10 protein-coding genes and 3 pseudogenes are annotated in these 13,137 nt (G+C 51.8%); all 13 read right to left on the reverse strand.

The window, feature by feature from the left end; all coding sequences use genetic code 11:
* Positions 1 to 58: 58 nt before the first annotated feature.
* Positions 59 to 1,360 (reverse strand): cell envelope integrity protein TolA, encoded by a 1,302-nt coding sequence (tolA, locus tag KQP84_RS16290; protein ID WP_215847315.1) that lies wholly within the window; start codon positions 1,358 to 1,360, stop codon positions 59 to 61.
* Positions 1,361 to 1,387: 27 nt separating this feature from the next.
* A complete protein-coding gene (tolR, locus tag KQP84_RS16295) occupies positions 1,388 to 1,819 on the reverse strand; it encodes a colicin uptake protein TolR (RefSeq protein WP_215848318.1) in 432 nt (143 codons plus the stop codon).
* 13 nt (positions 1,820 to 1,832) lie between these two features.
* Positions 1,833 to 2,519, reverse strand: coding sequence for a Tol-Pal system protein TolQ (gene tolQ / locus KQP84_RS16300; RefSeq protein ID WP_215847316.1), 687 nt, complete (start codon positions 2,517 to 2,519; stop codon positions 1,833 to 1,835).
* Positions 2,516 to 2,920: a tol-pal system-associated acyl-CoA thioesterase gene (gene ybgC / locus KQP84_RS16305; protein ID WP_215847317.1), complete on the reverse strand. Its 405-nt coding sequence runs from the start codon at positions 2,918 to 2,920 to the stop codon at positions 2,516 to 2,518. Before ybgC ends, tolQ begins: the two co-directional genes overlap by 4 nt.
* A 125-nt stretch (positions 2,921 to 3,045) precedes the next feature.
* Positions 3,046 to 3,174 (reverse strand): hypothetical protein, encoded by a 129-nt coding sequence (locus tag KQP84_RS25810; RefSeq protein ID WP_256449298.1) that lies wholly within the window; start codon positions 3,172 to 3,174, stop codon positions 3,046 to 3,048.
* Positions 3,117 to 3,354, reverse strand: a pseudogene (locus KQP84_RS16310) (cyd operon YbgE family protein). Before KQP84_RS16310 ends, KQP84_RS25810 begins: the two are co-directional and overlap by 58 nt.
* Positions 3,355 to 3,386: 32 nt before the next feature.
* The gene (cydX, locus tag KQP84_RS16315) at positions 3,387 to 3,500 is read right to left on the reverse strand and encodes a cytochrome bd-I oxidase subunit CydX (RefSeq protein WP_215847318.1); all 114 of its coding nucleotides are present in this window, start codon (positions 3,498 to 3,500) and stop codon (positions 3,387 to 3,389) included.
* 78 nt (positions 3,501 to 3,578) lie between these two features.
* Positions 3,579 to 4,653: pseudogene (cydB, locus tag KQP84_RS16320) on the reverse strand (cytochrome d ubiquinol oxidase subunit II); the annotation flags it as partial.
* Between the two features lie 11 nt (positions 4,654 to 4,664).
* The gene (cydA, locus tag KQP84_RS16325) at positions 4,665 to 6,236 is read right to left on the reverse strand and encodes a cytochrome ubiquinol oxidase subunit I (RefSeq protein ID WP_215847319.1); all 1,572 of its coding nucleotides are present in this window, start codon (positions 6,234 to 6,236) and stop codon (positions 4,665 to 4,667) included.
* 612 nt (positions 6,237 to 6,848) lie between these two features.
* Positions 6,849 to 7,724 carry a succinate--CoA ligase subunit alpha gene (gene sucD, locus KQP84_RS16330; RefSeq protein WP_215847320.1) on the reverse strand — a complete coding sequence of 292 codons (876 nt, stop codon included), beginning with the start codon at positions 7,722 to 7,724 and terminating at the stop codon, positions 6,849 to 6,851.
* Positions 7,724 to 8,890 carry an ADP-forming succinate--CoA ligase subunit beta gene (gene sucC / locus KQP84_RS16335; protein ID WP_215847321.1) on the reverse strand — a complete coding sequence of 389 codons (1,167 nt, stop codon included), beginning with the start codon at positions 8,888 to 8,890 and terminating at the stop codon, positions 7,724 to 7,726. Before sucC ends, sucD begins: the two co-directional genes overlap by 1 nt.
* Positions 8,891 to 8,958: 68 nt before the next feature.
* Positions 8,959 to 10,179, reverse strand: coding sequence for a 2-oxoglutarate dehydrogenase complex dihydrolipoyllysine-residue succinyltransferase (odhB, locus tag KQP84_RS16340; RefSeq protein ID WP_215847322.1), 1,221 nt, complete (start codon positions 10,177 to 10,179; stop codon positions 8,959 to 8,961).
* Between the two features lie 15 nt (positions 10,180 to 10,194).
* Positions 10,195 to 13,001 (reverse strand): annotated as a pseudogene (gene sucA / locus KQP84_RS16345) (2-oxoglutarate dehydrogenase E1 component).
* Positions 13,002 to 13,137: the final 136 nt, after the last annotated feature.

Genomic DNA, 13,137 nt, shown 5'->3' on the forward strand with positions numbered 1-13,137 from the left:
TGAGTACAACTAAAATACGGCAAGCTAACCTTAGATCAACCTGCCATAAGTTACTGCATTATTGCGGCCTAAAACGCATAGGTGCGTTTTTAAACACTTCATATACCGCGGGTGAAGGCGGTTTTGGAATGCGTGCTTGCTTCGCCGCTGCGATTGCAGCCTGGCATAATGCGGGATCACCGCCTTCTGCCTTAACGTCAATCAACAAGCCATCTGGCGCAAGTTTAATACGTAAGTCACAGCTCTTTCCGCGATACAGATCCGCATCATAGAAACGGCTCTGAATTGCACTGGTGATTTGACCCAAATAGGCGTTCACTTCTGCACCTGAAGCACCGGCTTTCTTCTGATTCCCCTGCCCCGCTGCGCCGCCTGAAGCGCCACTTTTCGGTGCATTCTTACCTGAAGTTAAGCCACCTAATAAATCATCAACATCGCTGTCATTCTTTGCGGCTTCTGCAGCGGCTTTCTTCTTGGCGTCAGCTGCCGCTTTCGCTTTAGCAGCGGCATCCGCTTTGGCTTTCGCTGCGGCATCGGCTTTTGCATCAGCTGCCGCTTTCGCTTTGGCTTCTGTTGCGGCTTTTTCTTTAGCCTCTTCAGCAGCCTGAGCTTTAGCTTCCCTGGCTTCTTCAGCCGCTTTTTCTTTGGCCTCCTGCGCAGCTTTCGCTTTTGCATCCGCAGTTGCTTTGGCTTTCGCCTCCGCATCAGACTTCGCTTTAGCAGCAGCGGCGGCTTTTGCTTCCTCAACCGCTTTTTCCTTCGCGGCAGCAGCAGCAGCGGCTTTCGCCTGTTGATCAGCCTGTTTTTTAACGTCGGCGGCCGCTTCCTTAGCCTGCTCTTCAGCTTTCTGTTTAGCGTCTGCGGCCGCTTTGGCCTGAGCATCTGCCTGTGCTTTAGCATCGGCTTTCGCTTTGGCGGCAGCGGCTTCGGCAGCTTTTTGCTGCTCCTGAGCTTGCTTAGCCGCAGACTCAGCCGCTTTCTGCTGCTCAGCCTGCTGTTTAGCCTGTTCCTTTGCTGTTTCCTGCGCTTGCAAACGCTCTTTCTCTAACTCTTTCAAACGCTGCTGCTCGGCGGCCTGCTTCTGCTGAAGCTCTTCAGCCTGCTGCTGCGACTGTTTTTTACGCTGCTGCTCAGCACGTTGGCTGTCGCTTTGCTGATTTTGCTGTCGGTTGAACTGTTCCACTACCGCACCAGGATCGACCATTACTGCATCGATATCGCTGCCGCCACCACCGCCGCTGGCTTCAATGTGCTCATTGAATGAGCTCCATATCAGCAGCGCGATCAGCACGATATGCAGAACCACCGATACAATTATCGCGCGCTTTAACTTCTCGTTTTGCTCGGTTGCCTTCGACACTCTCGGTTCCCAAAAAACGGTTCGATTTTAAATCGGCTGCGTCATCAAACCGACAGATTTAACACCCGCTTGGTGCAGCAAATTAAGCGCTTTGATGATTTCGTCGTAAGGCACTTCTTTCGCACCCCCGATCAAAAACACGGTCTTTGGATTGGATTCCAGTCGACGCTGCGCTTCACTGATCACCTGCTCAGGCGGCAATTGTTCCATGCGATCGTGATCCACCACGAGGCTGTATTGACCGACGCCTGACACTTCAACAATTACGGGCGGATTATCATCGCTGGAGACGGTTTTCGAATCCGTTGCATCCGGTAAATCCACTTCCACGCTCTGGGTAATAATGGGTGCCGTCGCCATAAAAATCAGCAGCAGCACCAGCAGGACGTCCAGCAGCGGAACAATGTTGATTTCCGACTTCAGTTCGCGGCGACCACCGCGACCACGCACTCTGGCCATCATTAACCTCTATTTACTTAGCGCTTTCGCTGGAGAATGCCTGGCGATGCAGGATGGCGGTGAACTCTTCCATAAAGTTGTCGTAGTTCTGCTCCAGTTTGTTGACGCGCTGATTGAGTCGGTTAAAAGCCATCACCGCAGGAATTGCAGCGAACAAGCCGATTGCTGTAGCGATCAACGCTTCTGCGATACCCGGCGCAACCATTTGCAGGGTTGCCTGCTTCACCGCACCCAAGGCGATAAAGGCATGCATGATCCCCCAAACAGTCCCAAACAGGCCGATATAAGGGCTGATTGAACCCACGGTACCCAGGAAAGGAATGTGATTTTCCAGCGACTCTAATTCACGGTTCATAGAAATACGCATAGCACGACCAGCCCCTTCAATGACCGCTTCAGGTGCATGACTATTTACCCGATGCAGGCGCGCAAACTCTTTGAAACCCGAATAAAAAATTTGCTCGGATCCAGAGAGTTCATCACGGCGACCCTGACTTTCCTGATACAGGCGAGAAAGCTCAATACCGGACCAGAATTTATCTTCAAACGCTTCTGCTTCGCGCCCCGCCGCGTTCAAAATACGTGTACGCTGAATGATGATCGCCCAAGAGGCAATCGAAAAGCCGATCAAAATCAACATGATAAGTTTGACCAGAAGGCTCGCCTTCAGGAACAAATCAAGAATGTTCATGTCAGTCACTGCTTGAACTCCGCGACAATAGACTTGGGAAGCGCAATCGGCTTCATTAGATGTGGGTTTATGCAGGCAATCAGGACTTCTGCTTCATTGAGCACTTTACCTTCTGCATTCACGATACGTTGCGTGAACGTCATCGTCGCTCGCGTCATTGAAGTCACTTCACTTTGAATTTCAAGAAGATCATCAAGACGTGCCGCCGAAAGATAGTCCACCGTCATACGCCGCACCACAAAAGCAATCTGCTGTTCTAACAGCACCTGCTGATTGAAATGATGCTGACGCAACATTTCGGTACGTGCTCGTTCATAAAAAGCGATATAGCTGGCGTGATAAACCACACCACCGGCATCGGTGTCTTCGTAGTAGACCCGAACCGGCCAGCGAAACAGCGTTGTACTCACTCTACATCCCGGCCTCGTTTTAAACGTTGCTACTATACGCAAGACAATTCGGGTTTGGAATGGGTGTCCAGAGCCAAGAGAAAATAATTATCAGTCCGTAACAATCGGAACTATTTAAGGGAGGTTTATTGACCAAATGCTGACAAATAATCACCGCCAGCCTCGATTTTGCTTAGAAAAGCCAGCGATAAATGGGCTAAAAGGAAAGGAATGATATAACCCATGCCGGTAAGGGTGAAAATAGCGCCTGCCAACGGGTTTGGCTGGGACGAAAATCGATACCGTGATTAACCACCGTGCAAACCGCCCAAATCATCAAAAAAACGTGCCTCATGATGGGCACCTGCTGCGAAGCGCGAAGGCGCCCACCTCACACATCCGGCTAACAGCAAAGCCAGTATTCAAGAAAGGGCCCGAAACGGGCCCTTGTCTATTAGACGCTATAACGTCCGACTCAGCTGGCACATCAGGCGTGATCGTCTTCTGCAGCACGCTCTTCTATATGCTCAATCGCCAGCGCGGTGATGATTCCAAAGGCGCAAGCCAGCAGCGTGCCGAGAATCCAGGCAAAATACCACATGCGTCGTCTCCTTACTCAATACAGCGAGTGCGTGTTGCTCTCGATGTGTTCTTTGGTAATGCGACCAAACATTTTGTAGTAACACCAGGCGGTATACGCGAGGATCAACGGAACAAAAATGGCCGCGGCGAAAGTCATAATTTTCAGTGTCAGCAAGCTGGATGTGGCATCCCAAAGGGTTAGGCTGATGTCCGGCACCGTGCTGGAAGGCATAATGAACGGGAACATCGCAATACCTGCAGTCATGATCACGCACGCTAATGTCAGCGAGGAGAAGATAAATGCCCATGCACCTTTCTCAAGGCGTGAACAAATAATCGTCAACAGAGGCAGCAACACGCCCAGTAATGGGAACAACCACAACGTCGGCATGCTTTCAAAGTTAACCATCCACGCCCCGCTTCGCGCACCACTGTTTTACCCAACGGATTAGACGCTGCATGATGATCGATGAGGCTCTTCACTACATAGCCGTCGATACCGTATTTCACCCACAGGCCGGCGAGCACGAAACAGACAATCATCACCAGCGCGGCTATCTGCGCAGCAGCGCGTGAGCGTACATGCAGTTCACCGGTGGTGCGCATTTGCAAGTAAGTGGCACCTTGCACCAGAATCATTGCCACACTGATCACACCCGCCAACAGGCCGAACGGATTAAGTAGCTGGAAGAAATTACCGGTATAAAACAGGCGCAGATATTCATCTGCATGGAACGGCACGCCTTGCAGCAGATTGCCGAAAGCCACACCAATCACCAACGGCGGTACAAAACTGCCGATGAAAATGCCCCAATCCCACATACCACGCCAGCGCATATCTTCTATTTTCGAACGGTAATCAAAACCTACCGGCCGGAAGAACAACGACGCCAGCACCAGGATCATCGCGACATAGAAACCAGAAAACGCAGCGGCATAGACCATCGGCCAGGCAGCAAACAGCGCGCCGCCTGCAGTGATCAACCAAACCTGGTTGCCATCCCAATGGGGGCAATGCTGTTAATCATGATGCGCCGTTCAGTATCAGTGCGGCCTAACACCCGCGTTAACATGCCCACGCCCATATCAAAGCCGTCGGCAACAGCGAATCCAATCAGCAAGATGCCAATCAGCAGCCACCAGACAAAGCGTAGAACTTCGTAATCAAACATGGTTGTTCTCCTTATCCACGCACCGGCTGAGAAAGAGTTGTCATTTCTTCATGGTGATAACGTCCGGTTTTCAGGCTGCTTGGCCCTAGTCGCGCAAACTTGAACATCAAATACATTTCGGCCACCAGGAACAGTGTGTACAGACCGCAAATCAAAATCATTGAGAACAAAAGATCGCCGACGGTCAGAGAGGAATTCGCGACTGCCGTTGGCAACACTTCACCAATTGCCCAAGGCTGACGCCCATATTCTGCGACAAACCAACCGGCTTCGATCGCAATCCAAGGCAGCGGAATGCCATACAGCGCCGCTTTCAACAGCCAACGATTTTTGCCGATGCGATTACGAATCACACTCCAGAACGACAGCCCGATAATGCCTAACAAGAGCACGCCGCTGAGTACCATGATGCGGAAGGAGAAATAGAGTGGCGCAACGCGTGGAATCGAATCTTGCGTCGCTTTCTGAATTTGCGCTTCTGTCGCATTCGCGACGTTTTCGGTATAGCGCTTCAGCAGCAGGCCATAACCCAGATCCTGTTTACTGTTATTGAAGGCTTCGCGTACTGCTGGGTCCTGACTTCCGCCGCGTAGCTCATTCAGCAAGGCGTAGGCTTTCATGCCGTTGCGAATGCGGACTTCATGTTGCACCAGCAACTCTTTCAGGCCGGTTACCGGCGTGTCCACCGAACGTGTAGCGATAAGCCCAAGCAAATAGGGAATTTGAATCGCGTATTTGTTTTCTTGCGTTTCCTGATCAGGCAAGCCAAACAGTGTAAAGGCTGCTGGCGCTGGCTGGGTTTCCCATTCTGCTTCAATGGCCGCCAGTTTGGTTTTCTGTACGTCACCCATTTCGTACCCGGACTCATCACCCAATACGATCACGGATAATATCGCCGCCATACCAAAGCTCGCCGCAATAGCGAACGATCGCTTAGCAAAAGCCGTATCGCGCCCTTTCAGCAGATACCATGCGCTGATCCCCATAATGAACATCGCGCCTGCGGTATAGCCTGCCGCCACGGTATGTACGAATTTCACCTGCGCAACCGGATTCAATACCAGCTCAGAGAAGCTCAGCATCTCCATGCGCATGGTTTCAAAATTAAACTCGGAGGCGATTGGATTCTGCATCCAGCCATTCGCGACGAGGATCCACAGGGCGGACATGTTTGATCCCAGCGCCACGAGCCAGGTGACCGCCAGATGTTGCACTTTGCTTAGCCGATCCCAGCCAAAGAAGAACAAGCCGACGAAAGTAGATTCCAGAAAGAATGCCATCAAACCTTCAATGGCCAGCGGCGCCCTGAAAATATCGCCAACATAGTGTGAATAGTAGGACCAGTTAGTCCCGAACTGAAACTCCATGGTCAGACCGGTCGCCACCCCGAGCGCAAAGTTGATACCAAACAACTTGCCCCAGAACTTGGTCATATCTTTATAGATTTGTTTACCACTGAGAACGTAGACCGTTTCCATGATTGCCAGCAGAAACGCCATACCCAGCGTTAAAGGGACAAACAAGAAATGGTACATCGCCGTCAAAGCAAACTGTAAACGCGACAGCTCGACGATATCTAGCATAATGACTCCTTGCTCCTCGCATACCCCTTTTTAGCCGCGTAAAAAGGCACTAAATAAGAGTCAGGAACGACTGATTATTAATTCCAGTTTTGTAATTGGCAGAACAGGTAAAAGTGCTGCCTGATAAAGGCGAATAACGAGACTTATAAACCCTGAAAAGCGTCAATACAGGCCGATTATTTAAACGGATGTGAGAAAAGTGGGGGAATTTGATAGCACCCCATATTTCAGCAAATGTTTGAATCTTTTTATAAAAGGCTGGATTGATGCAGCGCAATTTAAGCCTTTAACGTTGCGCTTTTCCAGCAATAAACTTTTTTATAAGTCGCCAATAATTGATCTGGATTAACGCATTACATTTCCGAATAGTGTCAGGTAATCTGGTTGTTAAAAAAGTGTCAGTAATTATTGGATTTATTTGGAAACGTATTACTTTTAACCCTTTTTATTAACGCCCGTTTTCTCTATGAAAACCGCACAAAATTAATGGCGCATTGAAATAGGAAAGGTGAATAACATGCGGTTGCATTTATCAAGCGCCTGTTTTGACGGGCAACTTAAAAAGGCAAAAAAAGCCACCCGAAGGTGGCTTGATGTCGCGAAAATTAAAGTTTATTTCGCTGGCAGAACCGCTTTGACGGCGTCGCCGATGTCAGCCAGGCTGCGAACGGTTTTCACGCCAGCTGCTTCCAGCGCGGCAAATTTCTCATCCGCCGTTCCTTTACCGCCAGCAATGATGGCACCTGCGTGGCCCATACGTTTACCTTTAGGCGCTGTCACACCCGCGATATAACCTACAACTGGCTTGGTGATATGCTCTTTGATAAATGCAGCCGCTTCTTCTTCTGCACTGCCGCCGATTTCACCGATCATCACGATCGCTTCAGTCTGCGGATCATCCTGGAACATTTTCAAGATGTCGATGAAGTTAGAACCTGGGATTGGGTCACCGCCGATACCGACGCAAGTCGACTGGCCATAACCGATGTCGGTGGTCTGCTTAACCGCTTCATAAGTCAGCGTACCGGAACGTGAAACAATGCCCACGCGGCCTGGCTGATGAATGTGGCCAGGCATGATACCGATCTTACATTCGCCTGGAGTAATCACGCCCGGACAGTTTGGTCCGATCATGCGTACGCCAGCTTGATCCAGCTTCACTTTCACGGTCAGCATATCCAGCGTTGGGATACCTTCAGTGATGGTGATGATCAGTTTGATGCCCGCGTCGATCGCTTCCAGGATACCGTCTTTACAGAACGGAGCTGGAACGTAGATCACGGTGGCAGTTGCGCCCGTGGCTTCAACCGCTTCGCGTACAGTGTTAAACACCGGTAAACCGAGATGCGTGGTGCCGCCTTTGCCTGGCGTTACGCCGCCAACCAGTTGCGTACCATAAGCCAACGCCTGCTCAGAGTGGAATGTGCCCTGTCCGCCGGTGAATCCCTGGCAGATAACTTTGGTGTTTTTGTCGATCAAAATGGACATTATTTACCCTCCGCAGCAGCAACAACACGCTGTGCCGCGTCTGTCAGGCTGGTTGCTGCAATGATGTTCAGACCGCTGTCCGCCAGTTTCTGCGCGCCCAGCTCGGCGTTGTTACCTTCCAGACGTACCACCACTGGCACGTTCACACCCACTTCAGCCACTGCGCCAATGATGCCGTCGGCAATCAGGTCACAGCGCACAATGCCGCCGAAGATATTAACGAACACGGCTTTAACCGCATCGTCAGACAGGATGATTTTGAAGGCTTCGGTAACGCGTTCTTTGGTTGCGCCGCCGCCAACATCAAGGAAGTTAGCAGGTTGACCGCCGTGGTGTTTAACGATGTCCATGGTGCCCATTGCCAGGCCCGCACCGTTAACCATACAGCCGATGTTACCTTCCAGCGCAACATAGTTCAGTTCCCACTGCGTAGCATGTGCTTCACGTGGATCTTCCTGACTTGGGTCACGCATTTCGCGCAGCTCAGGCTGACGGAACAGTGCATTGCCATCAGCGCCCAATTTACCATCCAGGCAGATCAGATCGCCTTGTTTGGTGATCACCAGTGGGTTGATCTCAACCATCGCCAGATCGCGTTCCAGGAACAGATTCGCCAGACCCATAAAGATTTTGGTGAACTGGCTCACTTGCTTGCCGCTCAAACCCAGTTTGAACGCCAGCTCACGACCTTGATATGGCAGTGGCCCGGTTAACGGATCAAGCGCCATTTTGTGAATCAAGTGTGGGGTTTCTTCCGCCACTTTCTCGATTTCCACGCCACCTTCAGTCGATGCCATGAAGATCACGCTGCGGGTTGCGCGGTCAACCACGGCACCCAAATAAAGCTCTTGATCAATGTCTGTTGCTGCTTCAACCAAAATCTGGTTTACCGGCTGACCGTGAGCGTCAGTTTGGTAAGTTACCAGACGCTTGCCGAGCCAATGTTCAGCAAACGCACGAATCTCTTCTTTACTGTTAACCAACTTCACACCGCCCGCTTTACCGCGGCCACCGGCATGAACCTGACATTTAACTACCCACGGTCCTGCGCCAATTTTAGACGCTGCTTCTTCCGCTTCACGTGGTGTAGTACAGGCGTAACCCGTTGGTGCCGGCATGCCATACCGTGCAAACAGCTGTTTCGCCTGGTATTCGTGTAAGTTCATGATGTTCTATCCATTCAGGTCTGAAAAGAGTAATAAGGTTGGGCGCGCCGTAGCGCGCCCGATGAAAATCAGACGTCCAGCAGCAGACGTGCCGGATCTTCCAGCATCTCTTTCACCGCAACCAGATAGCCAACAGATTCGCGGCCATCAATCAGACGGTGATCGTAGGAGAGCGCCAGATACATCATTGGCAATACCACAACCTGACCATTTACCGCCATCGGACGATCTTTGATGGCATGCATGCCCAAAATCGCGCTCTGTGGTGGGTTGATGATCGGGGTGGACATCAGCGAGCCGAAGACGCCGCCGTTGGTAATGGTAAAGTTACCGCCAGTCAGATCATCTACAGTCAGCTTGCCGTCACGGCCTTTTACAGCCAGCTCTTTAATTTTCTTCTCGATGTCAGCCATGCTCAATGCATCAACATCACGCAGTACTGGCGTTACCAGACCACGCGGCGTAGATACCGCAATGCTGACGTCGAAGTAATTGTGGTAAACCACATCTTCGCCATCAATTGAAGCATTTACTTCTGGATAGCGTTTCAGCGCTTCAACAACCGCTTTGATGTAGAAGGACATGAAGCCCAGACGCACACCGTGGCGTTTCTCGAAGGCGTCGCCGTACTGCTTGCGCAGATCCATGATCGGCTTCATGTTCACTTCGTTGAACGTTGTCAGCATCGCGGTGCTGTTTTTCGCTTCCAGCAGACGCTCTGCAACACGCTTACGCAGACGCGTCATCGGAACGCGTTTTTCGCTGCGATTAGCCACAGCTTGCTGCGGGGCCGCTTCAGCAGCAGGTGCAGCAGCTTTTGCGGTTTCCGGTTTCTTCGCCAGATGTTTTTCAACATCTTCACGTGTCAGACGACCACCCACACCGCTGCCTTTGATCTGCGAGGCATCTAAATTGTGTTCCGCGATCAGGCGACGAATCGCCGGGCTGAGCGCGTCATTGCTCTCTTCTTCCAGTGAGGCGGTCTGACGCTGAGCCGGTGTGGACTCTTTGCTGTCAGCTTTGGCACTGGTTTCTTTACCGGCACTGTTGCCCTCTTTCAAACGCCCCAGAATCTGGCGCGAGGTCACGGTTGCGCCTTCGTCTTCCAGTACAGCTTCGAGAACGCCATCGGCGGAAGCAGGCACTTCCAGTACCACTTTGTCAGTTTCGATCTCTACCAGCACTTCATCACGAGTGACGGCATCGCCTGGTTTCTTGTGCCAGGTTGCCACGGAGGCATCGGCAACGGATTCAGGCAGGTCGGGAACGAGAATATCTACGCTACTCATTATCTTTCCTTTTAATTAATCAACGTTCAGCGCGTCATTAACCAGGTCTTGCTGCTGTTTTTGGTGTACGGACATGTAACCCACGGCCGGTGAAGCGGATGCCGGGCGGCCTGCATAACGCAGAGTTGCACCAAAGGGTACGACTTCGCGGAAATGATGCTGACTGCAATACCAAGCGCCTTGGTTCAGGGGCTCCTCCTGACACCAGACAAAATCCTGCACATGGGAATACGCTTTCAAAATTTCTTGTACTGCCTGATGCGGGAACGGATAAAGCTGCTCGATACGCAGAATCGCGACATCGGTCTGCTCGTTTTTACGACGCTGCTCCAGCAGATCGTAATAAACTTTACCGGCACACATCACGACGCGTTTAACGCCTTTCGGATCGAGCGCATCGATTTCGCCAATTGCCGGTTGGAAGCTGCCTTCTGCTAATTCATCCAGTGTTGAAATAGCCAGCGGATGACGCAGCAGCGATTTCGGTGACATAACGATCAGCGGACGGCGCATACCGCGCAGCGCCTGACGACGCAGCATGTGGTAAACCTGCGCAGGCGTTGACGGAACGCAAACCTGCATGTTCTGCTCAGCACAGAGTTGCAGATAACGTTCCAGTCGGGCAGATGAGTGTTCCGGGCCTTGACCTTCATAGCCGTGCGGCAACAGCATCACCAGACCACACATGCGGCCCCATTTCTGCTCGCCGGAGCTAATGAACTGATCGATAACAACCTGTGCGCCGTTGGCGAAGTCACCGAACTGCGCTTCCCAAATGGTCAGGATGCGTGGCTCAGCGGTGGCATAACCATATTCAAAGGCCAATACCGCTTCTTCGGATAACACTGAATCCCAAACTTTGAACTGTCCCTGACCGCTGTGCACATGATGCAGCGGCGTATAGGTTGAGCCGTTAGCTTGGTTATGAATTACCGCATGGCGATGGAAGAAAGTGCCGCGGCCAGTATCTTCACCAGATAAGCGAACCGGAATGCCTTCATCAACCAGCGTGGCGTAAGCCAGGTTCTCAGCGCCGCCCCAGTCAAAGGCTTTATTGCCTTCGGCCATCTCTTTGCGATCGTTGTAGATCTTGGTAACGCGCGACTGAACTTCCACTTCTTCTGGGATCTGGCTGATACGACGCGCCAGTTCTTGCAGGCGTTTCTTATCCACCTGTGCCGGATAAGCTTCATCCCACTCGTGGTTAAGATACGGCGACCAGGTAAAGGAGTGCAGGCTCATTGGACGCCATTCCGGCACCACGCATTCACCTTCATCCAGCGCATCACGGTAAAGATTCACCATTTCGGTGGCATCTTCTTGCGTAGCAACGCCTTCGCTTTCAAGGCGATCGGCATAAATTTTACGCGGGGTCGGATGCTTTTTGATTTTCTGGTACATCAACGGCTGCGTGGCGCTTGGCTCATCCGCTTCGTTGTGACCATGACGGCGATAGCACACCAGATCAATGAAGACATCACGTTTGAAGGTATTGCGATAATCCAACGCCAGACGCGTAATAAAGGCGACGGCTTCTGGATCATCAGCATTGACGTGGAAAATCGGGGCCAACACCATTTTACCGATGTCGGTGCAATAAGGCGTTGAGCGGGCATCTTTCGGATTGGAGGTGGTGAAGCCAACCTGGTTGTTGATCACGATGCGAACGGTACCGCCCACTTCGTAGCCACGCGCCTGAGACATGTTCAGGGTTTCCTGCACCACGCCTTGGCCGATAATTGCCGCATCGCCATGAATAGTGATTGGCAACACTTTATTGCTGCTTGGCTCGGAGAGACGATCCAGACGCGCACGAACTGAACCCATCACCACAGGACTCACGATCTCAAGGTGAGATGGGTTAAACGCCAACGCCAGGTGCACTAAGCCGCCTTCGGTTTCAACGTCTGATGAGAAGCCCATGTGGTACTTCACATCACCGGTGCCGAGGTGTTCTTTGTGTTTACCCGCGAATTCGTCAAACAGATCCTGCGGCTTCTTACCCAGTACGTTAATCAGTACGTTGAGACGACCACGGTGCGCCATACCCAGCACCACTTCACGCGTGCCGCTTTTGCCCGCGTGACGAATCATCTCGCGCAGCATCGGAACTAACGCATCGCCGCCTTCTAGCGAGAAGCGTTTAGCACCTGGGAATTTTGCGCCGAGGTATTTTTCCATCCCCTCTGCCGCAGTCAGCTCTTTCAGGAAACCTTTTTCTCTTCGTTGCTGAAGGAGGCCTGGCCCACCACTGACTCAAGACGCTGCTGAATCCAGCGTTTCTCGTCGGTGTTATTGATGTGCATATATTCTGCACCAATGGAGCCGCAATAGGTCTGGTTCAGCGCGTCGAACAGATCGGCCAGCTTCATGGTTTCTTTGCCACCGGCAAAAGAACCTACGTTAAAGCTTTCCTGAAAATCGGCGTCGGTCAGATCGTGAAAAGCGGGATCGAGATCGGAGACACGATCCTGTTTCCACAGGCCGAGCGGATCAAGATTAGCATGCTGATGACCGCGAAAACGAAACGCGTTTATCAACTGCAACACTTTCACTTGTTTGGAGTTTGTTGCTGGATCGGAAACTGAGGAGGTGTAACGAGATGCATCTTTCGCCAGGCGACGGAAATACTCGCGCGTGGTGGAGTGAAACTGTTCTGGTTTCACGCCGGTGCCTGGGAGCTGTTGGAACATCGTGCGCCACACTGCATCGACAGAGTCAGGATCGGTCAGGAAATCCTCATAGAGCTGCTCTATGTAAGACTGATTCGCGCCGGCCAGCCAGGAAGAGTCCAGCCAGGGTTTCATCGCGCTGTTCTGCATTGTGATCCCTTAAGCATTGTTATGCTTTTTTGAGGTTTCATTTGTTGCCGCTTACGCGGTTTGCCGTAGTGAGTTCAGCGATACGAGCACTGTGCGCAGCGCGCGCCCGGCCCGTAAGGGAACCTTTGTAAACGTA

The organism is Candidatus Pantoea bituminis, from assembly GCF_018842675.1.
Lineage (GTDB): Bacteria > Pseudomonadota > Gammaproteobacteria > Enterobacterales > Enterobacteriaceae > Pantoea > Pantoea phytostimulans.